This is a genomic window from Pseudoalteromonas sp. Hal040 (assembly GCF_037162425.1).
GTDB lineage: Bacteria > Pseudomonadota > Gammaproteobacteria > Enterobacterales > Alteromonadaceae > Pseudoalteromonas > Pseudoalteromonas gelatinilytica.
The window spans coordinates 271,138-297,320 of the sequence record NZ_JARLUU010000002.1; the positions used below are offsets into that span (position 1 = coordinate 271,138).

The following is a 26,183-nucleotide window of genomic DNA, read 5'->3' on the forward strand; positions in this document are numbered from 1 at the left end:
CAATAAAGAACAGCCCTATATATTTTAAACGCCGATTTTGTTGCATTGTCAACCGAATTTTTATTAGCGCTTATTGGCTAAGCTTTCCTATTATCAATAACATGACATTAACAGTAGCAGACGCTATTTAAATTTAGGAGCGCTTAAGATGAGCAAAGCTAAGATCCGCATGGCAATGGTAGGCGGTGGCGATGGTGCCTTCATTGGCGCTATTCATCGAATTGCAGCGCGGTTAGACGGAATGATTGAGCTTGTTGCAGGCGCATTCAGTTCAGACGCAAAAAAATGTAAAGCAACTGGCGAACTACTTGGGCTTGATAGCAGCCGTTGCTACGACAGTTACCATACGCTATTTACCGAAGAAGCAAAATTACCTGCTGATCAGCGTATTGATTTTGTGGCTATTGTCACGCCAAACCACTTACATTTTCCGGTCGCGAAAATGGCGCTTGAGCATGGTTTTCATGTGCTCTCAGATAAACCAGCAACGCTCACACTTGCAGAAGCAGAGCAATTACAAAGCATTATTGCAAAACAGCAGGTTTTATATGGGTTAACCCACACTTACACCGGTTACCCTATGGTCAAAGAAGCCAAGCATCGCGTAAAAGCAGGCGAGCTCGGCACCATTCGTAAAGTCATTGTAGAGTACACCCAAGGCTGGTTAGCTCAAAGTGAAGACGAAGGTTCAAAACAAGCGAGCTGGCGTTTAGACACCAGTAAGGCTGGTATTAGCTGTTGTATGGGCGACATTGGCGTGCATGCAGCTAACTTAGCCGAGTATGTCTCTGCTCTCGAAATCACCGAGCTTTGCGCCGATTTAAATCATGTGGTTGAAGGCCGAGCCCTTGATGATGATGGCACTGTGCTTCTTAGATTCAATAATGGTTGTAAAGGCGTTTTACTGGCAAGCCAAATTGCTATTGGCGATGAAAACAACTTACGCCTGCGTATTTATGGCGATAAAGCCAGTCTTGAATGGTCGCAACTTGAGCCTAATAGCTTATGGCTAAGAGGCCACAATCAAGCCGCAATATTACTTAGAGCGGGCGTGGGTGAATTACACCCTGACACGCAAAATGCCCTGCGTGCCCCTGCCGGTCACCCAGAAGGCTACCTTGAAGCCTTTGCCAATATTTACCGCAATTTTGCAGCGCAGATCCATGCATTTAAGCAAGGCGATAACGCAACAAATTCAGCATTTGATGTGCCTGGCATCAATGAGGCTGTGCGGGGTATGGCGTTTATTGAGCATGTTGTTGCTTCATCGAAGCAAGATACTAAATGGCACGAATTACAGATTGGATAAAAAAGAATGAATAAAATCAAAGGGCCAGCAATATTTTTGGCGCAGTTTATTTCAGATCAAGCCCCTTTCAATAGCTTTCGTGGTTTATGTGAGTGGGCAAGCGGTTTAGGTTACAAAGCGATTCAAGTGCCAACCTCAAACCCGACTATTTTTGATTTAGAAAAAGCAGCTCAAAGCCAGCATTACTGCGATGAAGTCACTGGTATTGCTACAGAGTATGGACTTACAATTTCAGAGCTATCAACACATTTGCAAGGCCAGTTAATTGCTGTTCACCCTGCCTACGATGAAATGTTCGATAACTTTGCCGCAGAGCATGTAAAAGGTAACCCTGCAGCGCGAACAAAGTGGGCAACAGAGCAACTGATGCTAGCAGCGAAAGCGAGTAACAAGCTTGGCTTAACAACCCATGCGACGTTCTCGGGATCTTTTTTATGGCATACCTTTTACCCGTGGCCACAGCGTCCACAAGGACTTGTTGAACAAGGCTTTAGTGAGCTAGCTAAGCGTTGGTTGCCTATTTTAGATTGCTTTGACGAGCATGGTGTGGACGTGTGTTATGAATTACATCCGGGTGAAGACCTACATGATGGTGTGACATTTGAGCGATTTTTAGCAGCAACCAATAATCACCCACGCGTTAATATTCTTTATGATCCGAGCCACTTCGTATTGCAACAGCTCGACTATTTAGCGTTTATCGATATTTATCATTCGCGCATTAAGGCGTTTCATGTCAAAGATGCCGAATTTATCGCAAATGGCCGCTCAGGTGTTTATGGCGGGTTTCAGAACTGGCAAGACCGACCAGGACGATTTCGTTCTTTAGGTGATGGCCAAGTAGATTTTAAGCAAATTTTCAGCAAGTTAACTCAATATGGTTTTGATGGTTGGGCTGTACTTGAGTGGGAATGCTGCTTAAAGCACCCAGAAGATGGGGCAAAAGAAGGCGCTGAGTTTATTAAAGCACACTTAATAAACCCAACCGACAAAGCCTTTGACGATTTTGCCAGTGGCACAACAAACACTGAGCGTAATAATCGAATTTTAGGTTTATAAAACCGACAACAATAGAACACACAGGACACACAATATGGACAACAATAATTATAACCGCATTGTCTTTCGGCTTTGCTGTATAGCACTGATTGTGACCTCTATGACCTTTGCCATTCGTGCTGGTATTTTGGGTCAACTTGGCAGTGAGTTTGGCTTAACCGACACCGAATTAGGTTGGGTTAATGCCATGGCATTTTTAGGCTTTCCGGTTGCGACTATGGTCGGCGGTATTATTTATAATGCCATTGGCGCGAAGAAATTAGTGGCGTTAGCGTTTATCTGTCATTTACTTGGTCTTGTTTTGACGATAACAGCTGATGGTTTTTGGGGCTTACTGGTTTCTACCTTTTTAATTGGTTTTGCCAACGGCGCTGTTGAAGCTGGCTGTAACCCACTGATTGCAGAAATGTACCCTAAAAACACCACCACTATGCTAAACCGTTTTCATGTTTGGTTCCCTGGTGGCATTGTGATTGGCGCACTTGCGTCGAATTATATGTCGGGAGCAGGTTTAAACTGGCAATGGCAAGTGGCGTTAATTTTAATTCCAACGGTTATCTATGGTGCTATGTTGATTAAAGCGCAATTCCCACGCTTTGATACGCGTACTCACTCAACTAGCAGCAATATTCGCCACTTATTTACGCCGTTATACATCTTTTTAATTGCTTGTATGACATTCACCGCAACCACTGAGTTTGGCACACAACAATGGATTGAGCGTATTTTAGGTTCATCGGGTGCCTCTCCTATGGTGGTATTAGCCTTGATCACTGGCCTAATGGCGGTTGGCCGCTTCTTTGCTGGCCCCATTGTGCATAAGCTCAACCCTACTGGTGTATTACTTGGATCTGCCATTTGTGCAAGCTTAGGTATTTTTATGATGAGCCAAGCCGAGGGCAGCATGATTTATCTAGCAGCGATGCTTTTTGCACTTGGCGTTACCTACTTTTGGCCGACCATGCTTGGCTGCGTTGCTGAATACATTCCAAAGTCAGGGGCGCTGGGTATGTCGTTAATGGGCGGTGCAGGCATGTTTGCTATGAGCATTTGGAACCCTGTAATTGGTAGCTGGATAGATACGGCACGCTCATCAGCACAGGCAAGTGGCGCAAGCGCTGAACAAATTGAAATTTTAGCCGGACAGGCTGTATTACAAAACCTACTGATCTTCCCAATTATTTTAATCGTCGCATTCATTGGGTTGCATTTAGTAATTAATAACAACAAACGCACAGAAAAATGTGCGTCTTAAGCAAGTAAATCGTCGAGGAACACTATGTTTAAATCTCTTAAAGCACTGACTTTAATGCTCACCGTTAGTAGCTGTGCACTCGCTAATGCGGCTGACAATCAGCTAACACAACAAGAAAAGCAAGCTGGCTGGCAGTTGTTGTTTGACGGCAAAGATATGTCGCAATGGCGTAACTTTAAAAGCGAATCTTTAAATCCTGCATGGGTCGTTGAAGATGGCGCTATGACATTAACCAAAGGTGGTGGCGACCTGCTTACTAAAAAGCAGTACCAAAACTTTGAATTACAGATTGATTGGAAAATCTCTACCAAAGGTAATAGTGGTATTTTTGTATTAGCTGATGAAACCGGACAGATGATTTACTCTCATGCGCCTGAAATTCAAATTATTGATAACGAAGAGCATCCAGATACCGAAATTGACTCGCACTTGGCTGGGTCAATTTACGATTTATTTGCAGCACCAGTTGCGGCGCACAAACCAGCAAATAGCTGGAACCATGTACGCATTAAAATGCAAGATAACCACTTACAAGTTTGGCAAAACGGTATCAGCACCACCAGCATTGTGATTGGCAGTACAACATGGAATACCCTTGTTAAAGGCAGTAAGTTTGCAACTTGGAAAAACTTTGCAACGGCAGAACAAGGTCATATCGGGCTTCAAGACCATGGTGACAAAGTGTGGTTTAAAAATATAAAAATCAAGGAGCTATAAGATGTCTGATTTTAAACATAAGGTATTAGTTGTAGGCTCCGGTGCTGGCGGTGCAATGGCCGCATACACGCTAACCAAACTTGGTCACAAGGTGTTATTACTTGAAGCGGGCCGTAATTATGACCCGAAAACAGAAAGCCCGATGTTTCGTCGAAACAACGAAGCCCCACTTATGGGCGCAGGTAACAAAGACAAAAACTTTGGCTTTTACGATGCAACCGTTGATGGCGGCTGGCAAGTACCTGATGAGCCATACACCAGCGCCAAAGGAAGCGACTTTTATTGGTGGCGCGCACGTATGTTAGGTGGTCGAACAAACCACTGGGGCCGCTATTCATTACGCTTTAGTGAGCACGATTTTAAAGGCAAAAGCCGTGATGGTCATGGTGCCGACTGGCCATTTGAATACGCTGATTTAGCACCTTGGTACGATAAAACCGAAGAACTTGTGGGTGTATGTGGCACCAATACAGGCCATGAAGATATGCCAGATTCGTCACCGGGTATTTTACAACCGCCACCAAAACCGCGTGTGCCTGAGCTTTTAATTGCCGCTTCTGCAAAGAAAATGGGCATTCAAGCAGTGCCAATGCACCGTGCGGTATTAACCCGCCCGAAAGATGATCGCATGGCTTGTTTTTATGCAACACCTTGTGGCTCTGGTTGCTCAATTGGTGCTGCTTTTCAAACTACGACATCATTACTGCCAATGGCAAAAGCCACCGGAAACTTAAAAGTCATTACCGATGCTATGGTTAAATCAGTTAAGGTTGATGAGCAAGGTAAAGTCACTGGCGTCACTTATGTTGATAAACACACAGTAACCGAACATGCTATTGATGCCGATGTAGTTATCTTAGCCGCCAGCGCCTGTGAATCAGCGCGTATTTTATTAAATTCAAAGAATAAAAAGCACCCTAAAGGCCTTGCTAATTCAAGTGGTCAAGTAGGTCGAAACTTAATGGATTCGACGGGTGCATGGTTAGGTGCGCAAATTCCAGCACTTAAAGGTCGTCCACGTTATAACGAAGATGGACATACCGCTAATCACTTATTTATTCCTTGGTGGGGTCATCAAGCACAAGCTAACAATGAATTAGATTTCCCACGTGGTTATCACTTTGAAATTGGCGGTGGCTTTAGACAACCGGGCTCGGGTGTATCGGGTGATAAACAAGGCTATGGCCCTGCCCTTAAGCAGCAAATTCGTGATGCATATGGCTCTTACGTTGGTTTCGCTCTGCGTGGCGAGATGTTACCGAACAAAGATACCTACATGGAAATTGACGAAAACGTTAAAGACAAATGGGGTATTCCGGTATCAAAGTTCCACTTTAAGTGGTCTGATAGAGAATTAAAGCAAATCGAACATGGTTTAAAAACCGCGAAGCAAATTCTAGAAAACATGGGGGCGACCGTTGGCGAGCTCCCGCCTGCTGAAAAAGCAATTTCAAAAGGTGGCGAAATCATTCATGAAGTGGGCACCACACGAATGGGCAGCTCAAAGAAAGACTCAGTCACCAATCAATGGGGTCAAACATGGGATTGTAATAACCTATTTGTAATGGATGCCGGTGTATTTGCTTCTAACCCTCATAAAAACTGTACGCTCACCATCATGACACTGGCAATGCGTAATTCAACTTGGCTTGCTCAACAAATTGATAACGGGGTACTTTAATTATGCATCATCGTAACGAACACGACTCATATAACTATGTTTCTAACATGAGCCGCCGTGAGTCTTTAAAATGGCTTGGTTTATTAGCTGCGGGCTCAGCGATTGGTTTAACTGCTGGCTGCACAAAAGCACTTGAAGATGACGTTGCTGTCTCTGCAAAAGAGCATTGGCCTGATTTAGATATCAAGCCTGTAACCGCTAAAGGCTATGGTCAAGATCCTAATTTGGTGATGCCACCAGAATCACCTTGGCCGCTGACCTTAACAGCAGACGAACTCACGTTGGTAGCGCTTTTATCTGATTACATTGTACCGCGCGAAGGCGCTATTCCTTCAGCCAGTGAGCTACAAGTACCGGCTGTTATTAATGAATGGGTGAGCGCACCGTATGAAGGCCAACAACGCGATAGAATTAAAATTTTAAATTCATTAGCATGGCTTAACGATGAAGCACAGCTTCGTTTTAAAAAGCAATTTGTTGCACTTAATGAAAAGCAACATCGCGCGATTTTAGACGATATTGCGTTTTTAAACGAGCAAACACCTCTGCAATTTCAGCGTATTGGTAAAGCCTTTTTACGCTTTAAAGAGTTAGTGCTGGCAGCCTTTTTCTGTACGCCAGAGGGCTGTAAAGACATTGGTTACCTTGGTAATGTTCCTATTGCAGGTGATTACCCTGGTCCTTCTGATGAAGCAAAAGCCCATTTAGATCAGGTTTTAGCTGAGCTTGGTTTAAGTGAGTACGCCTATACCGATTAACTTTCCCCCTTGTGTTATTTGTAACACAGTGCAGGGAGTCACTCCCCTGCTTTTTTAGGATTTAAGTATGTTTAAAACCCGCATTTTATTGCTCATTATTAGCCTTGTATTTAGTGGTCAATTATTCGCAAAACTGCCAGTGAGTGTGCAGCTATGGTCAGTCAAAGACACTTTAAAAAATGACTTTCATGGTACGCTTAAGTCTCTTGCCGAAATGGGGTTTGACGGCGTGGAGTTTGCCGGAGACTTTGGCCCATACTCAAATAATCCAGCAGCCTTAAAAACAAAGCTCACTGAATTAGGCTTAGTTGCCAGTAGTGCCCATGTAGGCTTTGATGCACTCAGTGAAAACACTATTGATAGCACCCTGCTGTTTTACAAGACCCTTGGCGTTACTACACTTTATGTACCTTGGGATGAAAGAGCATGGCACCCTGAGGGAGTTAAATCTCTGGTTAAAGAGCTTACTAAAGTCAGTGATTATGCGACCCGCTTTGATATGAAGATCGGTTTTCACAATCATAATAAAGAGTTTAATGCTTTTAATAATGCAACGTTTTGGGATTACATTGCCAGTAATACTCCCAAAACCATGCCATTGCAGTTAGACATAGGCTGGGTCAATTACGCTGCCAAAGATCCAATCTACTTTATTAAAAAGTACCCTAACCGTACTCTTGCTACGCACATTAAAGTACGTACGATTAAGGGTAGCAACATGAGCCCGATTATCGGCGAAAACAATATTGATTGGCCTGCGATCATCGATACTTTAGAGTCGCACGGCAACACCAAGTGGTTAGTGCTTGAACAAGAAGAATACCCAAGCGGACTAACCTCACTACAAAGCGTTGCTAAATCAAAACAAAACTTAGATAAGATCTTAGTTGGTTTGTAGGTTTATTTTAGGAATGAGCTTGCTTTAAACACGTGAGCTCATGGCTTGGATTTAATTTAAATAGTCGTTCACTCATAGCCTAATATTTAGGGGAATCTTGCCAAGAGCTACTCCCTTCAGAACGTTTTGCAAAGCTTTCTGGTTTCCTGATTGGTTTGTCTATACTTTTATAGAATATTAAGATTCCAGTTCCACCTATGACGGGGAGTAACCAAACCAGAACTATTTGTGCTACTTTTTGAAAAGTTTCAAAATCATTTCTTTTATAAATTACTAAACTAATCAAAATATTGAACACTATTAGCAACCCCAAGCCTGCTAGTGCATAGTTTTCCATACCTTAATCCTATTGATGTCAAAAACATACTGTGAAAACGACCGAACGACGGCTTAAATTGTTTGTTATACACTTTAAAACAAACAGCTAATCGTCCATTCTTCGGTGTTTAAAGATAATTCGCCCAAATTGAAAACACAAAACTAAAAATACAATGAGAAAAATAAGTCCATTTACCCACTCAGGCAAAAACTCCACAATCTTCGGAGCAATGAGTTTTAGAATACCGAAAACGGCTACAATGAGAAGAATGAATGCAGTCCCTTTCACTAAAGCGCTCCTAAATTTCCGTTCAATGCATCTGTTTATTCGTTAAAAATACCAACGCCAAAATTAATTGCGGGAATATCCTTAAACGTACCAACATCCCGTTTAGGAAAATATACTTAGCCTATAATACCGAACAAAGTCAGTGTTAATACACTTTCAATATTACTTGCAACAATACTCTTAAGGTAACTCATTACAGGTATTTAATATTGCCGTTAGTGATACGAATCCAACCGGCAAAAAACCAAGTTTGCTATATGAGTTAAAAGTTGTATCACTTTTTCCTGATCTGAATTTACATAGAAACTTGCCTCGAATGCATGCCACTTCTTAGGAAGTTTTTTCAACCCTTATGAGACCGACTAATATGAAAGAACCTTTAAAATATAATGCCAGGCTAAACGAGCGACAAGCCAACCTTTACTTTCCTTCATTGGGGGAAATTTAATAGTTGAATATTTTCGATAACAAATAGACTCTTGATTCACAGTAAAAAAACTAGCTCGCCTTTAACGGTTGAATATATTAGTAAGCTAGTAGCAATAAGCACGCAACCAAAAATTTTAGTCTGAATCTTGCCCAAATTGCCTTTGCTACTCTTTGTGTATTTACTGTTATCATCCACAGGCCCATTGAGTTTCGTTAGGCCTACAGACAGGGGAAATTCAAGTTCATTCTTACTTAGAACATAAAGCCCAACGATAAGAAGTACTAGTGCCACTAAATCGTATTCGTAAACTTCCATATTTTCTTCTCTTCTTTGTGTTGCTGCTAATTAAGGGAATTAATTGTTTAAACCTTTCACAGACAAATCAAGCTCCAATTTGTAGTTGGCTCTGATAAGTTTTGGAAATTTGTCTCAGAGCTCGAGATAAATTTTTATATATCTGACGCGTGTCGTCATTCTTAATAATTACACTATTTTCCGTACCAACGCCGTTTGCTAAAATACAACTTACTTTCGCCTTCATGGCTTCAGCAGCTTGTTCTGCGTATTAATGTACGTAGTAAGCTCTTTCTTTCATGAAATTACAAAAACGTTCCACCGAATATTTATAATTGGTGGGTTCATCCTTCCACTTATCCAGTTCCATCCGATAGTACGCACCTTCAATTATCAACTGGCTTTGCCATATAAATTCATCAGCGACTTCGATTTTTCCATCAAATAACTTCAGGAGGTCCTCGAGTGTTTTTTCCAATGATTCCTTTGAAAAGTCACTTTCTTTCAATTTATCCAAAGACTCATTGTCTGACACAGGGCATACATTCTCTTGTGCGATTGATGTACTAGTAAAAAAAATAATAAAAGAGAGAATAAAAAATCTCATAAGTACACCTTTATGCATAGCACCACAATATGGCGAGTGTTAAGTATGGCAAAAATAGCGAAGAACGAGTGTTAGCCAAGTTTCAAACGTCCATTTACTCATTTTTTTATATTTTCTATTTCAAAACTTTAGGCGGTAAATAAATAGTAAATTCATTAATAGGTTCAATAAGTACGCTATGCGCAACTTGCTGCTCTTCAATAGTTACTAACCCTGTTTTGCTTAACAAACCAAAATTTGCGGATACAAGATTTGCTGAAGAAACCTCTAATTGCTTGTGCCATACTCGATAAGTTCCAAGCTTGCCATCTCGACGATGATAAAACCCAGCTAATGGATGGGTTAAATAGACCAGCCCCGTTTCTGTATCAGGAAAACCAGCTAAATCTATAGTTGTTCCCTGTTTTTGAGATAACTCTACGCTAGCAGGAGCCCATTTAGCATCCGTGGTCATTTTGTATTTACGGTATATTTGTTGTGTTTCATCATATTCACAGTCAAATTTTACTTTACCGCTATACCAAGGTAAGTCCCAACAAAATCTTGGCACCGCCAGTGTCCATGAATCTAACGTGGTACCCAAAAACCAAACGCATCGCTCATTTGTTTCTTTATCGATGATATAAATTCGGTAATTTGTTTGCCCCATAGTGAATTTAGGAAATGGGAATACCGCTGATGTAAAGTCAACATCAATAAAAGGAACGACAGATATTAAAGCTTTTTCTTGACCATTAATTGTTAAAGTATCAAGTTTAAATCGATTTGGAAAAATCCCACAAAACCTCGAAGGTTCTACAGCGTAAGTGATAATCGCAAAATGTTGTAACTTACATAGAACATCAATCCCCTTTGGAGAAGGTCTTGGGTGAAGAAAGTCTTTTAACTTTAGTGATTCCAATGCCGAATCTTCCTTAAAATTTAACGCCCATATGAAGGCGAATACTGTTGTGAAGCGAAGAGGATCCTAACCTAGCGCTAGCAATTCAGTCACTTAAAACGATTTATATCAAACTCACTGAGTTATGCGCTATATTTAACTAATAGAATAGCTACTCATTTTTGGACCTTGATTCACTTCCTTTACCCTGCACATAACGTTTTAACTTGTTAGTTTTCCATGTCAATTTCAACAATTTTAGCCTTTGGAAATAATCGTTTAGCCTCGTCAAACACAGAATTCCTGTTCAGGGGATGTACTGTGATATCGATTGCATTATTTGAGTAAGTGAACAAAGAAAGACAGCCTGCTTTCTGAATTTTCACAATATCCTGCTTTTTAATCAATTGCCCATTGGTGTTAAAAAAGCGAGCGTTCACACCTGCCCTCACTTTTACGGCATCACCTAAATCAACGAACGTTCTCTGCGCCTTATCCATAAAGTTAATAGGTATCATAGATTCCAATTTTACGACCAAAACATAGAATATTATTGAGCCTATGATTAATGCCAACGTGTCGATAAAGCCTCCAATAATCTAACATTTTATAGTGAACGAATTTCGTAGTCTTCTGCCGTAGTACGGCTCGCTTTTCTGAATAAGATATTACTACCAGAGTCATTAACTAATTGCTAGCTAAAATGAAAATGGACTATAGAATACTTTATCTTCAAACACATGCAGCACTAGGATTTAGATTTTCTGATGCTCTATTATATTTATTCTTATATCCAACCATTTAACTTTTAATATCTCATTCAATTTCAACAAGCTAAATAAATTACAATGCAAAAAATAATAATAAAACATTAAAAACAGCGTTTACTTTCATTTGTTCGGCAGATTGTATTATCTAAGTAGCGAAGTACTATATTAAAAAAGCCTCTCAAGGACTGAGAATGAACGTATTGAATTTAAGGAAGAGTTCAGAGAAAAGCACACTTGCGATCCTCGTGACTTTAGCTGTTTTAACATTGTCTATTCTAAAAGCGACATCCCAAAAGCACCCGCTTTATGAGCTACTTTTGCTGGCTTTTATGCTTACATCGTTAGTCATTACTTTTTTGGTATTGAGCAGTAAAAATGAACTGACTATATGTCGTCACGGTATATTTTATAGCTCAGCGTTTGGTAATGTTCATATTGAGCCAAACAAAACTAAACTAATTAAACAATACTCTAAATATGGTTTTAATTGTGTGGTAATCATTGGTCATGGCTATTTTATATTCGCGCCATTTTATTATTTAACGTCGAAACAAAAACAACGATTAAAACGATATGATAATAACGTGCTGCATTGGTTAGAGGTTACACGTAAGCGCGGCAAGTTTCAGGGCTTTTAGTACGAAGACAAAGCGTACGAAAGCCCTTTATAGGTACTTATACCTTACTTAGTTTTGCCACTCTTTAAGTACGTCTTTCACATACTCATAGCGCCATGAGTTGAATAGATCTGGCTTTGATGCAGCTTTACGCTCATCGGCATCGAGCTTCCAATTCCAGCTGATCAGTTGGTTAATCTGTTTTTTAGAGGCCAATACATCTTCAGGAATACCCTGCTCTTTTGCAGCTTTAGTAATTTTTTGTTTAATATCTTTAGCGGCTTTTTTATATGCCGGAAAATCGATTAAACGTTTTAGTTGTGCAGGTTGTTCGCTGACAGGAACGGCTTTACCACGCTCAATACATTTTAAAATTTCAACGCCCGAACGGTTCACTTCCATTGGTTCAACACCTGGCACTCTGCGTAACGCATTTAAACTTGCAGGCTTGCGCTTAGCAATTTCAACCATGTTATGCTCTTTTACCACAAAGTTAAGCGCGAGGTTTTTGCGCTCTGCCTTTTCACGGCGCCATGCAGCAAGCTCTCGTAATACTGCTAAGTCGTGCGGTCTTAATTGCCAAGCATTTTTAATGTCTTTGTAAAGCTGCTCTGCAGGTGTTTGGTAAGCACGTTTTTGCGCAACTAACTCGCTTTCGCTGATCACGATGTCAAAAAAGCCAGCTTCATCAATTTGTTTTTTAATAATTTCAAAACAAGGCAGTAAATGATACGTATCGGCAGCGGCGTAATCTAACTGCTTTTCTGTTAGCGGGCGCTGTAGCCAGTTAGTGCGTGATTCGCTTTTATCAATTTCGATATCAAGCAACTCTTTGACCATGTGCGCAAAGCCCATGCAGTTACCATGACCTAATATTTGCAGTGCAAATTGGGTATCAAACAGTGGTGTTGGTACAAAGCCAGCGTATTTTTGAAACACTTCAATATCTTCTGACGGTGAATGCAATACTTTTAACACTTCTGGGTTTTTAAGTACTTGCCAAAAATCAAAAAGCGACAACTCAGCCAGAGGGTCGATTAACGCTAAATGCTCACCATCATATACTTGAATAAGTGCAACTTCAGGGTAAAGCGTACGACGACGCATAAACTCAGTATCAATTGCCAGTACCGGTTTTCCTGTAATTTTTTCTACAAAATCATTTAATTGATTTTGTGTTTCGATCAGTTGATATTGCACTTATACCCCTTTCTATACCATAAAAAAGCCGGCTAATGCCGGCTTTAATTATTTTTGTTCGTCCTTTAAGGCTCTTCTTAGAATCTTACCAACGTTTGTTTTTGGTAGTTCATCTCTAAACTCAACGAGTTTAGGCACCTTATAGTTCGTTAAATTATCACGACAGTGTTTTATTATATCTTTTTCAGTTAAAGATTGATCTTTTTTCACGACAAAAACTTTAACTTGTTCACCACTGACCTCATGAGGGATACCAATAGCTGCGACTTCAAGCACACCTTCGTGCATAGCAACAACTTCTTCGATCTCATTTGGGAACACGTTGAAGCCAGATACAATAATCATGTCTTTCTTACGATCAACAATATAGAAGAAACCTTCATCATCGTAAGTTGCGATATCACCCGTTGCAAACCAACCGTCTTTTAAGCATTCGGCTGTTGCATCTGGGCGGTTGTAATAACCTTGCATAACTTGTGGGCCTTTAACCCAAAGCTCGCCAGGCTCACCTTTTGCTGCCTCTTCACCATTTTCAAGCATAAGCTTAATATCAGTGCTAGGTGCTGGTAAACCAATTGAACCGTTATAACCTTCAAGGTCGTAAGGGCTGACCGTTACAAGTGGTGCACACTCAGTTAAGCCATAACCTTCCATTAATTTGGTTTTCGTTACAGCTTGCCATTTTTCAGCAACTGGACGCTGGACCGCCATGCCACCACCAAGTGACATTTTTAATGTTGAGAAATCAAGCTCAGCAAAACCTGGGGTATTTAGTAAACCATTAAATAGCGTATTTACACCCGTTACCGCGGTAAACTTGTGTTGTGCTAACTCTTTTACAAAGCCAGGCATATCACGAGGGTTAGTAATAAGTACGTTTAAACCACCGTATTTCATAAATGTTAGGCAGTTCGCTGTCAGTGCAAAGATGTGGTAAAGCGGCAGTGCCGTAATAACCACTTCTTTTCCGCGCTCTAATACTTTGTCTAAACAACCTGATACTTGTTCAAGGTTACCAACCATGTTGCCATGAGAAAGCATTGCACCTTTAGATACACCCGTTGTACCACCTGTGTATTGCAAGAATGCTAAGTCATTTAAATCAACTTCTGGCTTTTTGTAGCTCGCTTCGTTACCAGCAAGCGCATCTGCAAATTTGATTGCATTTGGCAATGTGTAGCTTGGCACCATTTTCTTAACGTGCTTAACCACAAAGTTAACGATGTGCTTTTTAAAGCCTCCCACCATGTCACCCACTTGGGTAACCACGATGTGTTTAACATTGGTTTTTGGTAATGCTTTTTCTAGGGTATCGGCAAAGTTAGCAAGAATGAAAATTGCTGCTGACTCTGAGTCATTTAATTGATGCTCTAATTCACGCACTGTATAAAGTGGGTTTACGTTAACCACCACACAGCCTGCACGAAGAACACCTAAAATTGTCACAGGCGTTTGCAGTAGATTCGGCATCATAACCGCTACTTTGTCGCCTTTTTTCAGACCAAGATCATTTTGAATGTACGACGCAACACGTTTTGTAGCACTGTCTAACTCACTATAGGTCAACACTTTACCCATGTTGGTAAAGGCTGGAAGGTCACTATAGTCAGCAAAACTTTTTTCAAACAAGTCGAGTAGCGAGTGATAATGCTCAGGGTCGATTGTTTCAGGCATACCTTCTGGGTAGCGTTTAAGCCAGATTTTTTCCACTCTTAGCTCCTGTTTATAATTATATTTTTTAATAACCTTAATCTAACTAAGGCCGTTTCTCAATGGAGTAAATACTCTAATGGTGCAGATAATCCCACATTTGGTGCAATTATACAATTAACTTGCTTTATACTGCCCAATAAATGCATGAATGTGCTCTAAGGTTAATGCAGGACTTTGCATATGGCAATGGTGACCTCCAGGTATATCATGAATTTTTAACTCCTTGTAATATTTACCATATGCCTCTAGGTTATCCCTAACAAAAGGGTAACCCTTATCTCCTAAGAGAAGCTGACATGGTGCGTTGATTTGTTTGATGGTTGCAATACATTGCGCCTCATCAAAGCGAAACCCTGAGTGATTTTTAAGCTTCGGATCGGTTGTTAAATACCACGTCCCTGCTTTTTCGTAACTATTTCGTGTCATTAAAAGCTCTGCTTGTGGGTATTCAAGGTCGCCACTTGCAAGCCTTGCACTAATAATGTGCGCTATTGAGTCAAATGCGCGAGGGCCTTTACTGTTTACCCGCGCTCTATTTAATATTGCTTTACGAAGTTGGCCGCTCACATCATTGCTGTTAGTTGTAACGCAGCCGATCCCCTCAATAAAGTTTACCGTTGCTACCTTTTCAGGGAAGCAACTAGCAAAAACGCCAGCCACCATGGCGCCCATAGAATGACCAACTAAATGCACTTTCGTTACATCAAGCGACTCAATAAACTTATAGACGTCATCAATGTAGTCAATAAAGTAATAATGGGCGTCACTACTTCGCCAATCAGATAAACCATGGCCAGGAAAATCAAGACAATACCAACGCTGATTTAGCTGCGCATTTTGTAACATAGGTATGTAACTATGTGCGTTATCAAGCCAACCATGTAAGGCAATCACAACCTCTTCGCCATGACCAAAGGTTAGGCCATGCATTGCCTGAGTGCCAGTTTGAAAAGAAAAAGGTTGCACAATTGCTCCTATTTATTAAGCGTTTCAACTTAAAGGCGTTTATTTATCGTCTGGCTAGTATACAATAATCCTCGCAGTATAAATAAGGGCACAATAATAAGGTTACATCAATGAAATTAAAATTAAGTCTTTTAGCATTATTATGCTCAGCAGGCTCAGTAATGGCTGAATCAGCACCAAAAAACATCATTTATATGATTGGTGATGGTATGGGCCCAGCGTACACAACTGCATATCGTTACTTTAAAGATGATCCAAATACTAAAGTTGTTGACCCAACTGTTTTCGATACGATTTTACGTGGTATGGCTCATACCTACCCAGACGATCATACCTATGTAACAGACAGCGCTGCTGGTGCAACAGCACTGAGCAGTGGTCATAAAAGTTATAATGGTGCAATTGCTGTTGATACTGATAAAAAACCAGTAAAAACCATGCTTGAAGTTGCCAAAGAGCGCGGTATGACAACGGCACTCGTAGCTACTTCGCAAATTAACCACGCTACACCAGCAAGCTTTGCTTCACATAACGAATCACGCCGTAACTACGACGAGATTGCTAACGACTATATCGATAACAAAATCGCGGGTAAATTACCGGTTGATTTAATGTTAGGTGGCGGCACGAAATATTACGTTCGTGAAGACCGTAACCTAGTGGAAGAGTTTAAAGCAGCAGGTTATCAGTACAGCGATGACTTTGCAGCAATGAGTGACTTAAAACAGGTTCCAGCACTTGGTTTATTCGCTGAAGTAGGTTTACCGTTTGCGCTTGACGAAAATCCAACGCGCCTTACGCAAATGACAACTAAAGCGCTTGATTTACTTGATGGTCAAAACGACAAAGGTTTCTTTGTGATGATCGAAGGCAGCCAAATTGACTGGTGTGGTCATGCAAACGACATCGCATGTGCTATGGGCGAAATGGACGACTTTGCTAAATCGATTGAACAAGCAAAAGCGTATGTTGATAAAAACCCTGATACTCTGCTTGTTATCACTGCCGACCACTCAACAGGTGGCTTAACACTTGGTGCTCATGGTCAATATAAGTGGGAAACTGACGTAATTAAAGGTGTTAAAGCAACAGCTGGCACTATCACAAAAGATCTACTTGAAAGCGATGACTTAAAAGCAGTATGGCAAAAGTATTCTGATATCGAATTCACTGATGCTAACAGCATTAAGCTAAGCGAAGCTAAGAAAATGGGCGAGAAAGCACTGCTACTTGCTGTAAAAGATATCATCAATCATGCCAGCTTCACGGGTTGGACTACTGGCGGCCACACCGCTATTGATGTGCAAGTGTTTGCCTATGGTAAACGTGCAGAAGATTTCTACGGTTCGCAAAACAATACCGCGATTGCCGACAAGCTGATTGATTTTATTAAGCAGTAATTTATATACCTTAGTAATCCAATCCAATCATAAAAAAAGCCTAAACATTTTGTTTAGGCTTTTTTGTGAATTCAGTATTAGCAATTAGCTAAGCATATACATCAACGCCAATAAGGCTTTGCACTTCGGCGCGACGCTCTAAGTTAGCAAATTCCGTATAGGTTGAAATAGCGCGACTGGTTTTTGGGTTGCTTGGTTTGTCATAAATTGTTTGCTGATAGCTTTGCGACTCAGCTTTAAACTCATCAGCAATAGCAACAGCTTGAGGGCTTGATTTAACATACTCTGTTGACGATTTTTGCTCAGCCGTTTTGTCTGATATCGCTTTAGGCTTATCAGTAACGGTATTTTTACGGCTATATTGACCGGGAATGTCACCGGTATAAAAGCCTGAGCCAATAGGTAAAGTCAAACTCGTAATTCCACATCAAACATGACTAAATTATGTGCCATAACTGACGGGCACGCAAGTCCCGTTACTCTCTCTGTTACTCTCGGCCTGGTAGCTTTTTCCAAGTCACTGTATCACGAACATATTTAGGCTGCGCATTCGCTGCAGTCACTGTATCACCGTGAGCATAGGCAGTTGCAATCGAGGCCAGCATGTACTTTGCATCAGGCAATAAAATGTTCTCATTTAGACTTACATTTGCAAGTTCTGTAACAAGTGCAGGATAGGTCTGCCAACCCGTACCCACTGCAGTTGCAGCTGTTTCAGGTAACGTTAGCAACTCAGGTTTAATGACTTGCTCTTCATCAACAAGCAGCATTAAACCATTATCATCAGCTTTATAATGAGCGTAATAAATCTCACCCATACGTGCATCAATGGCAGAAAACACATCGCTGGCTTGGTCTTGTTCAAACGCTTGTTGCGCCATCATCTGCAATGTTGATACGCCAACCAAAGGTAAGCGTGCGGCATACGCTAAACCTTGAGCAATCGCAACACTAATACGCACGCCAGTAAAGCTACCCGGTCCTTGACCAAAGCCAATAACATCTAAGTCGGTTAGTTTACATTGCGCCTTTGCCAGTAACTCATCAATTAAAGGCAAAATCTTTTGACTGTGCTGCTGTGGGCACTCTTCAAAATGATGAAATGTTTGCCCTTGATAATGTAGCACCAGCGATAACGCTTCAGTTGATGCATCTAAGGCAAGAATATTGTGTTTAATCATCTAAGTTACTCTAATTGATCTGTTCTAAAAACGCGTTTGCCATTGCTAAGTCGCGCGTGCGGCGCATGGGTGGCAAACTTTTTAAAAATACTTGGCCGTAATGGCGTGTTACTAGGCGGTTATCGCAAATAACCAACACACCTTTATCTTTACTATCGCGAATAAGTCTCCCTACCCCTTGCTTTAATGCAATGACCGCTTGAGGTAATTGAATATGCGCAAATGGGTCTTTACCTTGCAGCTGGCAATCTTGCATTTTTGCTTGCAATAATGGGTCATCAGGTGCGGCAAACGGCAATTTATCAATGATAACACAACTTAATGTGCTGCCTCTAACATCTACGCCTTCCCAAAATGAGGCTGTGCCGAGTAAAACGGCATTACCGTGACGGGTAAACTTCTCAAGGATAATGCGTTTAGACATTTGCCCTTGCATATAAACCGGATAATCCATTTGTGTGGTTAAACCTTCAGCCACTAAGTGCATCATACGATAGCTAGTAAAGAGCACAAAGCAGCGACCTTTTGCTGATTTAATCAACTCAAGGGTCAGCTTGATAATAGCATGAGGCATATTATTCGCATGAGACTCAGGTAAGTAGCGTGGTAAGCAAAGTAGCGCTTGTTGTTGATAATCAAACGGACTTTCAACAATCATGCTTTGCGTTGGCTTTAAGCCAAGGCTAGCGTTAAAGTGTTCTAATTCGTTATCGACCGATAAAGTTGCCGATGTAAACACAAAACCTGCTCCTGTGTCTTTCATCATTTGTGCGAATTTAGCCGATACATTTAGCGGTGTAATGTTTACCGTTAGGTATCGGCGAGTGGTTTCGTACCAATAACTATAGCCCGTTTGGGCTGTATCAAATACCCGCTCTAACTGACCTTTAAAGGCCAGCGTACGCTCAAACGGATGCTCTATTTTTTCGCTACGGTCTAAGCATAACTTTAATACTTGGTATAAAAAGTCGAGGTCGCTAATTACTCGGTGCAGTGCTGCACAAATATCTTTATCGGCCAGCTTTTCACGCCAATCACCACGACTCCCATCAACCCCAAACTGCAAGCGTAAATCTGCCACGCTGGTTTCTAACTTGTTGAGGGTTTTACCTAATTGCAGCATATCTGGGATATCTGCACGGTAAATTGCTCGTAAGTCATTAATTAAATCCACCAGCTTTTTCGTGCTAACACTTTCACCAAAATAGTCACTGGCAATTTCACTAAGCTGATGCGCCTCATCAAAAATATAGGCATCTGCCGTAGGCATTAATTCAGCAAAACCCGTGTCTTTTACAGCCATATCGGCAAAGAATAAATGATGGTTGATCACCACCACATCAGCTTCCATGGCGTTTAAGCGGGCTTTACGAATATAGCAATCTTGAAAATCGGGGCACTCTTTACCCAAACAGTTATCTGCGGTTGAGCTAACATAAGGCAGTACCTTAGCGTCTTCTTCTATGCCGATACAATCTGCTAAATCGCCGGAACGGGTTTCACTTGCAAACTTTGCTACCATCGCGAGTTGATGCATTACATCAGGATCATCAGTTGGCACATGCGCAACATGCTGACTTAAACGATACGTACACAAATAATTTGCGCGGCCTTTTAAAAGGGCGACTTTTTTAGTGGCGCTCAGTGCTTTGACTAAATTGGGTAAATCACGGTGAAACAACTGCTCTTGTAGTGCTTTTGAACCCGTAGAGATGATGGTTTTGCCTTTTGATTTTAACGCAGGCGCTAAGTAAGCATAGGTTTTACCCGTGCCTGTGCCCGCCTCAACCACTAATTGGTGACGTTTTTTTAAGGCATCATCAACTGCAACAGCCATGTCAATTTGTGGCTGCCGAGGAATATATCCATCAAGAGAAAGTGCAAGGGGGCCAGTGGCACTGAAAAGTTGTTTGATAAACTTCGCCAATAGATTAAAAGTGATGGGCAGATTTTACGTAACTGACTTGCCAAGGGCAAGACTAAATGAGGAAGCAAGGCTTCCTCATGGTTAAAAGTATGATTGCATTTAAATCATTGTCCTTGAATCGTTAATGTCACGCCTGATGCAGCTCGGTAACCCTGTAAATCTATGTACCAAGTTCCACTTTGTGGGTTATCAAATTGACAACTTTCTTCGTTACCATTTTTGTAAGGCCGACATAGATAATTTGAACTTGTTGACGCTGAGCCATAGTTAACATACAAATCAGCATCGCCACTACCACCAGTAATCGTCACCGTTAAATTACCAAAGCCTGCTGGTATTTGTTGAGTAAAGCGCTGCCAACTACCGGTAGCGACACTCACGTTTGTCTCAGTTCGATCAACGTTGTCGCCGCCATCTGAGGTGCTATAACTTCCCGTGAGTGACACGTTCGAAATCTCATTCCACGCTTCAACCATGACATGATACGTGCCAGTTTGAACTGACGACATCACACAACTTTCATTACTTGTAGAGGTTGTGCTTTTACAATCAAAGTCCTGTAATGTCGGCTTAGCGCCAAATTTAACGTATAAATCAGCATCGCCCGAGCCACCCTCTGTTACAAACTCAAGGTTACTGCTCATTGCGGGTACATCAAGTGTAAAGTGTAACTGATCTTTTGCTGCGCCCGACAAACCTGTTTTAGCTACGCCATTTTCAAGCTGATTAGTTGGCTCAGTTACAACATCACCAACGTTCTTTGCCATTTCAGCAACATAGCTCACTGCCAATTTTGCAAATTTACTGGCGTGAGCCGCATCAAATTGGGCATCATTTGATGTGTGGATCAATGGGTTAATATCACTCATTGTTGATTCAAATGGCATTGAGGCGGCAAACCCTTGTTGATACCAAGAGGCATGATCTGAGCAGCCATAACCACATTGATCAAAGCCATAGCTCACTGTGGGCTGGTAAGCATCGAGTAACTGCGATAAATACTGATTTTGCGATGAGTTAGTGTAATCCGTCATCATCACAATATCTGTGCTGCTACCGTTATTGCCAGTCATATCAAACTGCACCATGCCTACAACATTCTTACCCTGTGTTTTATAACTTTGGGCAATATCTTTTGAGCCCCTAAGGCCTACCTCTTCAGCGGCAAACCCCATAATTTGAATGGTTCGCTGAGGTTGGTAGTTATTTTCCACAATTGCTTTGAGGGTTTGTGTGAGCACTGCAATACCCGAGGCATTATCATCTGCACCAGGAGCTCGACCATTACTTGGATTAGACTGATTGATTGAGTCTAAATGACCACCAATAATGACGATTTCATCTGCTTTTTCTGCACCAGGAATGGTCACAATAACTGATGATTGAGAAAAGCTATGGTTAAAATACTCAACAGTTATATCACTGCGGCTACTGGCTATTTGTTGCCAATGGCTCTTTAACCAATCTGCTGCATCAACACCACTTTGCACTGCATAATATCGGTTATGAAAGTTCATCATGCTATTAACCGTATCACTCAGTTCACTACTATCAATCGATGATAGTAGCGCATTAACTGTCGCGGCATTATCAATACTGTAATTAACAAAACTCGCATTCATTGTACCTTGCGAAACCGCATTTAATTGCTGAGTATAAAGCTCGGCATCTGCTAATGAGTCATGGGCGACAAAACCACCGCGACGATGATAGTTATCGTGCATAAACTCACTTAAACCAGCGATATCCTGCTTGTTAACGCGCATAAAATTAACTTGATTCAAAGCCGATTTTTGCATCGCAAAATTACTGCTTTGTTTACGTTTACTCACTGTATCTTGTTGAAAATGTTGTGCAGCAAGGGCATCAATGGTGACCCAAATTGTTTCGTCTTGCGCTGCATAACTTACTTGGCTCAGTGATAGCGTGGTAAAACCCACGAGGCACTGCTTTAGACGGGTTGTCATAATCAATCCTTTTATGATGTGTATTTTAATAAAATAAAAAAGGGAGCCGAAGCTCCCTAAAAGGGTGGCTAGTTAGCCGAAATGGTGAGAGTTACACCACTTGCAGCGCGATAGCCGCGAAGGTCGATATACCAAGTACCCGCTTGTGGGTTTGTAAATGTACAGGTTTCGCTATTGCCGTTTTTATAAGGACGGCAGTCATAGCTAGATGTTGTCGATTGCGAACCAAAGTTCACATACAAGTCAGCATCACCAGAGCCACCAGAAATAGTCACATCCAGTGACGAGTAACCCGCATCGAGGTCTTGCGTGAAACGAGTCCAGCTATTTGTACCAACACTTAAGTTAGACTCAATGCGGTTAATTGGTGTTACACCACCACCGCTGCCCGAATCAAAGCTACCTGTAAGTGATACACCTGAAATTTGATTCCACGCTTCTACCATTACATAGTAAGTACCCGCTTGCACATTACTAATAGCGCAGCTTTCTGTGCTAGTAGATGAAGTGCTTTTACAATCAAAGTTGCTCAGTGTTGGTTTTGAGCCATACATAACGTAAAGGTCTGCATCACCACTTCCACCAGTTGTATTGAATTGTAAATTCGTTGCACCTGCTGGCACTTCAAGAGTAAAGAACATTTGATCTTTCGCTGCACCACTGATCCCTGTGCGCGCAACGCCATTAGTTAGTTCTTCATCACCGCTTGGAGGTGGCTCAGTCGTGCCACAGCTACTACCCGCACTTAAGCTTGAAGTCACACCCACCGCCGCAAGTGCCGCTTGAACATCTGCTGGGTCATAGCTTAAATCACATGCTGCATCCATCACGCCATTACCTGCTAAATCCCAGTTTGTGCTGGCTGTCCAGTAAAGTTGGTTAGCACGCGCCATCACAACAAATGCCTTTTGCGTATCCCAACCTGGTGTGGTTGCAAGGTTATAAAATGCCTTGTTGAATACACCTGAGCTGTAGTGCACATCCATACCAGAGTAGTAATTGTTTTGATGGTCAATCGAGCTGCCATCTTGGGTTGGGTTATTCATGTAACGAAGTGCACCGTTACCTTTGAAGATTTCCTGACCCACTAACCAATCGTTTGAGCCTTTCATATAAAACTCAGCCGCTTCACCTGCCATATCAGAAAACGCTTCGTTCAAACCACCTGATTTACCAGAATAAACGAGGCCTGAGTTTTGCTCTGTAAAACCATGGCTTACTTCATGCGCCGATACATCAAGACTAACCAGTGGGTAGAAGGTATTTTGACCATCACCAAAGGTCATAGCACTACCATCCCAAAACGCATTTTCGTAATTACTGCCGTAATGAACGCGCATTTGCAATTGGAAAGTTAATGGCGCAGTACCGACCCAATCGTTATACATATTAAAAATTACGTTACCGAAATAATGCGCATCATTTAAAGGCGAGTACGCACCGTTAATTTCTTTAAAGGTATTTTCTGGGCATGTAAACGAATATGCTGTCGAACCACTTGTACCACCATTTAGGTTAATGGTTTTTACATTGGCGTTGTTCATCGTACAAGTGCTGCCCGACTGAGCAACATCTAGGCTGTCAAAATCAGTACCATAAATGTACTTACCCGTTTTTAAGTTACCACCTGGGCCTGTTGCACTGGCATGTTGTAAGTTATCGAAGCTAAATAAAACTTCACCGCTGTTAGCATCAATAATTTGATACGGACGAGATGGGTTGTCGCCATACGTCACATAAGATACTTCATACACGAGGTGTGCAACACTGTCTTCATCTAGCCAAATAGCTAAACGTGATTGTTCATTATGCTTTTTTAACCCAACTGATTTAATTGCAGCCGGTGAGTTAGCAAGGCCTTTTGCCATTGCTTTTTTCTTGTTTAGTGCCGGAGACACTGAGTCGATGTCGGCGGCAATGTCATACACCGCTGCACCATGTGCGCGCTTTAATTGGCCATTACCATCAAATGTAAGGCTAACCGTATCGCCGATAACAGGTAGACCTTGATACATCTGCTGATAACGGCGCGTGGTGTTGCCGTTACTGGTTTTGATTTCTTTTAATACAACTAAATCATTCCCTGCACCTAAACCAACTAACTGATTTGGATTTGCACTCAATACTGATGATGCATTGGTTTGCAAAGCTTGGTTAATCCCTGTTTGTTCGTTTAGGTATTTCTTGTTCGCAGCTACTGCACTTGTTGCTTGAGTCAAAGCAAAAGCAGCAAGAGTTGCTAATGTGATTTTAGATAAATTCACGTTTACGCTCCGTTAGATTGTTATGTATTTAATATTTTCCTAGTAACCGGACTGCACTGTTCCCGATTAGTGACCAGCCTAGATTGAATGGAGCGAAATTGAAAATGAAACAAAAAATTTACAAATAAAGTATTAGCTCTAAATTAAAAAGCCATAATTAACAGCAGGATAGGAATTCAAAGGTTTATGAAATGTTAATAAATACATTTAAAGTGTAAAATTATTGATACAAAATAATAACATTTATTAAACATTTGTACCTTTTATTTGTTTTTATTTTGCTCATCTCATTATTTGTGATTCACAGCTTAAAGGCTTAGATATCCATAAAAATGTCTGGGTACATAACTTGCAACAATGCTAAGTACCTAGGGTTTAAGGACTAAGCATGATTACTGATCTAATACAAAGCGAATGGCTTAATGAGCCTTGGTTAATCGTCATTGGCGGGACAATTTTAGCTGCCACAACCTTGTTTTTATTAAAGTTTGTAATCATCTACTGCCTAAAAAAGTGGACGCAACGTACTGACTTTGTGTTCGACTCGTTACTGGTTGACTCTCTATCTACACCATTAACCTTATGCACAATGATGGTGCTTGTGATCGTTTTTGGTCAGTTATTAAACACCACCGGTTTTATGGCCGAACACCCCTTACCCATTGCAGCCACCGCTAAAGCCATTTGTATTTTTGCCTTAGTGTTATTTTTAGACCATTTCTTATTTGGTACCGTTGATTATTACAGTGCTCGCTCAATAGTGGTTTCGAATAGTCATAGCATTATTAAGGGCTTGATCCGTTGTGCAATTGTTTGTGTTGGTTTATTGGTGTTATTAGGCACGTTAGGCATATCAATCACCCCAATTATTGCCTCTTTGGGCATTACCTCTCTTGCTGTCGCTTTGGCTTTGCAACCGACACTCGAAAACTTCTTTTCTGGCGTGCAGTTGGTGATTGATAAACCGATTCGGGTCGGCGACTTTATAGAACTTGAAAGTGGCGACCAAGGGTTTGTTGAAAAAATTGGTTGGCGCTCAACCTGGGTAAAAATGTTGCCGAACAACATGATAGTGATCCCCAATAGTCAGCTGTCTAAATCACGCATCATTAACTATTTTTACCCAGAAAAAGAGCTCAGCGTTCCCGTTGAGGTGGGTGTTCATTATGGCTCAGACCTTGAAAAAGTTGAGCAAGTGACTTTGGATGTAGCAAGACAGATTTTAAAGAGCCATAAATGGGGCATCGACGATTACGAGACCTTTGTGGTCTTTCATACCTTTGATCAATCAAGTATCAACTTTACAGTCATGTTAAGAGTAAAAGAGTATTTTAATCGCTTTTGGGTGAAATCTGCGTTTATCAAAGCATTACATCAACGTTACGCAGAAGAAGGAATTGTGATCCCTTATCCAATTAGGGCAATTAATACCAGCCAAGAATCAGCTCAATTTAAACAGGCTGATTGACCTAACTGAGGTTATCACTATTGCGCTTTTGTCAGGTTTATTTTGTCTCTTTTGAGACATTATTAACAGCGATTATACATATGCAATCAGCACCTTGAATTTTTACTCTAAAATGTCATAAAAATCGCATAAACACTGTGACATACCTATATTAGAGGCGTACTATATGCGGCCAGAAAGTGACTGCTTTCTGCGTCTTGTTATACAAATATTTA

Annotated in this window: 22 protein-coding genes; 10 read left to right on the forward strand and 12 right to left on the reverse strand. The window is 41.2% G+C overall.

Translation table 11 applies throughout. The features are described 5' to 3' along the window. Positions 1-148 precede the first annotated feature (148 nt). The 7 genes from P4S60_RS18890 (at position 149) to P4S60_RS18920 (ending at position 7,677) form a co-directional block, all read left to right on the forward strand. Entirely contained in the window at positions 149-1,309 is a 1,161-nt protein-coding gene (locus tag P4S60_RS18890) for a Gfo/Idh/MocA family protein (RefSeq protein WP_337117073.1), read from the forward strand. A gap of 6 nt (positions 1,310-1,315) precedes the next feature. After that, the gene (locus tag P4S60_RS18895; protein WP_337117074.1) at positions 1,316-2,368 is read left to right on the forward strand and encodes a sugar phosphate isomerase/epimerase family protein; all 1,053 of its coding nucleotides are present in this window, start codon (positions 1,316-1,318) and stop codon (positions 2,366-2,368) included. Positions 2,369-2,402: 34 nt separating this feature from the next. Further along, positions 2,403-3,623 (forward strand): MFS transporter, encoded by a 1,221-nt coding sequence (locus P4S60_RS18900; protein WP_337117075.1) that lies wholly within the window; start codon positions 2,403-2,405, stop codon positions 3,621-3,623. Between the two features lie 24 nt (positions 3,624-3,647). Beyond that, complete coding sequence (locus tag P4S60_RS18905; RefSeq protein WP_054552038.1) at positions 3,648-4,340, forward strand: 3-keto-disaccharide hydrolase; 693 nt, start codon at positions 3,648-3,650, stop codon at positions 4,338-4,340. 1 nt (position 4,341) lies between these two features. Further along, positions 4,342-6,021: a GMC family oxidoreductase gene (locus P4S60_RS18910; protein WP_119852937.1), complete on the forward strand. Its 1,680-nt coding sequence runs from the start codon at positions 4,342-4,344 to the stop codon at positions 6,019-6,021. Positions 6,022-6,023: 2 nt separating this feature from the next. After that, a complete protein-coding gene (locus P4S60_RS18915; protein WP_054563865.1) occupies positions 6,024-6,779 on the forward strand; it encodes a gluconate 2-dehydrogenase subunit 3 family protein in 756 nt (251 codons plus the stop codon). Positions 6,780-6,846: 67 nt separating this feature from the next. Beyond that, positions 6,847-7,677, forward strand: a complete 831-nt coding sequence (locus P4S60_RS18920; RefSeq protein ID WP_337117076.1) for a sugar phosphate isomerase/epimerase family protein — start codon at positions 6,847-6,849, stop codon at positions 7,675-7,677. Between the two features lie 79 nt (positions 7,678-7,756). On the opposite strand, the gene P4S60_RS18925 is transcribed toward P4S60_RS18920, so the two are convergent. From P4S60_RS18925 to P4S60_RS18940, 4 genes are all read right to left on the reverse strand, one after another. Beyond that, entirely contained in the window at positions 7,757-8,014 is a 258-nt protein-coding gene (locus tag P4S60_RS18925; RefSeq protein ID WP_337117077.1) for a hypothetical protein, read from the reverse strand. A 1,265-nt stretch (positions 8,015-9,279) separates the two neighbouring features. Next, positions 9,280-9,615: a hypothetical protein gene (locus tag P4S60_RS18930; protein WP_337117078.1), complete on the reverse strand. Its 336-nt coding sequence runs from the start codon at positions 9,613-9,615 to the stop codon at positions 9,280-9,282. Between the two features lie 115 nt (positions 9,616-9,730). Next, entirely contained in the window at positions 9,731-10,516 is a 786-nt protein-coding gene (locus P4S60_RS18935; protein WP_250660566.1) for a DUF2071 domain-containing protein, read from the reverse strand. A gap of 209 nt (positions 10,517-10,725) precedes the next feature. Continuing rightward, the gene (locus tag P4S60_RS18940) at positions 10,726-11,013 is read right to left on the reverse strand and encodes a hypothetical protein (RefSeq protein WP_337117079.1); all 288 of its coding nucleotides are present in this window, start codon (positions 11,011-11,013) and stop codon (positions 10,726-10,728) included. Positions 11,014-11,456: 443 nt separating this feature from the next. Here P4S60_RS18940 and P4S60_RS18945 point away from each other — a divergent pair, with 443 nt between their 5' ends. After that, on the forward strand, positions 11,457-11,903 hold the full coding sequence (locus P4S60_RS18945) for a hypothetical protein (protein ID WP_337117080.1): 447 nt from the start codon (positions 11,457-11,459) through the stop codon (positions 11,901-11,903). Between the two features lie 48 nt (positions 11,904-11,951). On the opposite strand, the gene rnd is transcribed toward P4S60_RS18945, so the two are convergent. The 3 genes from rnd to P4S60_RS18960 form a co-directional block, all read right to left on the reverse strand. Then, on the reverse strand, positions 11,952-13,082 hold the full coding sequence (rnd, locus tag P4S60_RS18950; RefSeq protein ID WP_063707455.1) for a ribonuclease D: 1,131 nt from the start codon (positions 13,080-13,082) through the stop codon (positions 11,952-11,954). Positions 13,083-13,130: 48 nt separating this feature from the next. Continuing rightward, positions 13,131-14,792, reverse strand: a complete 1,662-nt coding sequence (gene fadD, locus P4S60_RS18955; RefSeq protein WP_337117081.1) for a long-chain-fatty-acid--CoA ligase FadD — start codon at positions 14,790-14,792, stop codon at positions 13,131-13,133. 117 nt (positions 14,793-14,909) lie between these two features. After that, positions 14,910-15,761: an alpha/beta fold hydrolase gene (locus tag P4S60_RS18960; RefSeq protein WP_337117083.1), complete on the reverse strand. Its 852-nt coding sequence runs from the start codon at positions 15,759-15,761 to the stop codon at positions 14,910-14,912. Positions 15,762-15,871: 110 nt separating this feature from the next. On the opposite strand from P4S60_RS18960, the gene P4S60_RS18965 reads away from it, so the two are divergent. Further along, positions 15,872-17,161, forward strand: a complete 1,290-nt coding sequence (locus tag P4S60_RS18965; protein WP_063707462.1) for an alkaline phosphatase — start codon at positions 15,872-15,874, stop codon at positions 17,159-17,161. 88 nt (positions 17,162-17,249) lie between these two features. On the opposite strand, the gene P4S60_RS18970 is transcribed toward P4S60_RS18965, so the two are convergent. The 5 genes from P4S60_RS18970 to P4S60_RS18990 form a co-directional block, all read right to left on the reverse strand. Next, positions 17,250-17,573 (reverse strand): hypothetical protein, encoded by a 324-nt coding sequence (locus P4S60_RS18970; RefSeq protein ID WP_337117084.1) that lies wholly within the window; start codon positions 17,571-17,573, stop codon positions 17,250-17,252. A gap of 76 nt (positions 17,574-17,649) precedes the next feature. Further along, on the reverse strand, positions 17,650-18,342 hold the full coding sequence (tsaB, locus tag P4S60_RS18975; RefSeq protein WP_337117085.1) for a tRNA (adenosine(37)-N6)-threonylcarbamoyltransferase complex dimerization subunit type 1 TsaB: 693 nt from the start codon (positions 18,340-18,342) through the stop codon (positions 17,650-17,652). A gap of 10 nt (positions 18,343-18,352) precedes the next feature. Continuing rightward, on the reverse strand, positions 18,353-20,269 hold the full coding sequence (locus tag P4S60_RS18980) for an ATP-dependent DNA helicase (protein ID WP_337117086.1): 1,917 nt from the start codon (positions 20,267-20,269) through the stop codon (positions 18,353-18,355). Between the two features lie 104 nt (positions 20,270-20,373). Then, on the reverse strand, positions 20,374-22,236 hold the full coding sequence (locus P4S60_RS18985) for a M28 family metallopeptidase (protein ID WP_337117087.1): 1,863 nt from the start codon (positions 22,234-22,236) through the stop codon (positions 20,374-20,376). A gap of 68 nt (positions 22,237-22,304) precedes the next feature. Continuing rightward, positions 22,305-24,500: a M4 family metallopeptidase gene (locus P4S60_RS18990; protein WP_337117088.1), complete on the reverse strand. Its 2,196-nt coding sequence runs from the start codon at positions 24,498-24,500 to the stop codon at positions 22,305-22,307. A 388-nt stretch (positions 24,501-24,888) separates the two neighbouring features. On the opposite strand from P4S60_RS18990, the gene P4S60_RS18995 reads away from it, so the two are divergent. After that, a complete protein-coding gene (locus tag P4S60_RS18995; RefSeq protein WP_337117090.1) occupies positions 24,889-25,968 on the forward strand; it encodes a mechanosensitive ion channel family protein in 1,080 nt (359 codons plus the stop codon). The last annotated feature ends 215 nt before the right edge of the window (positions 25,969-26,183 follow it).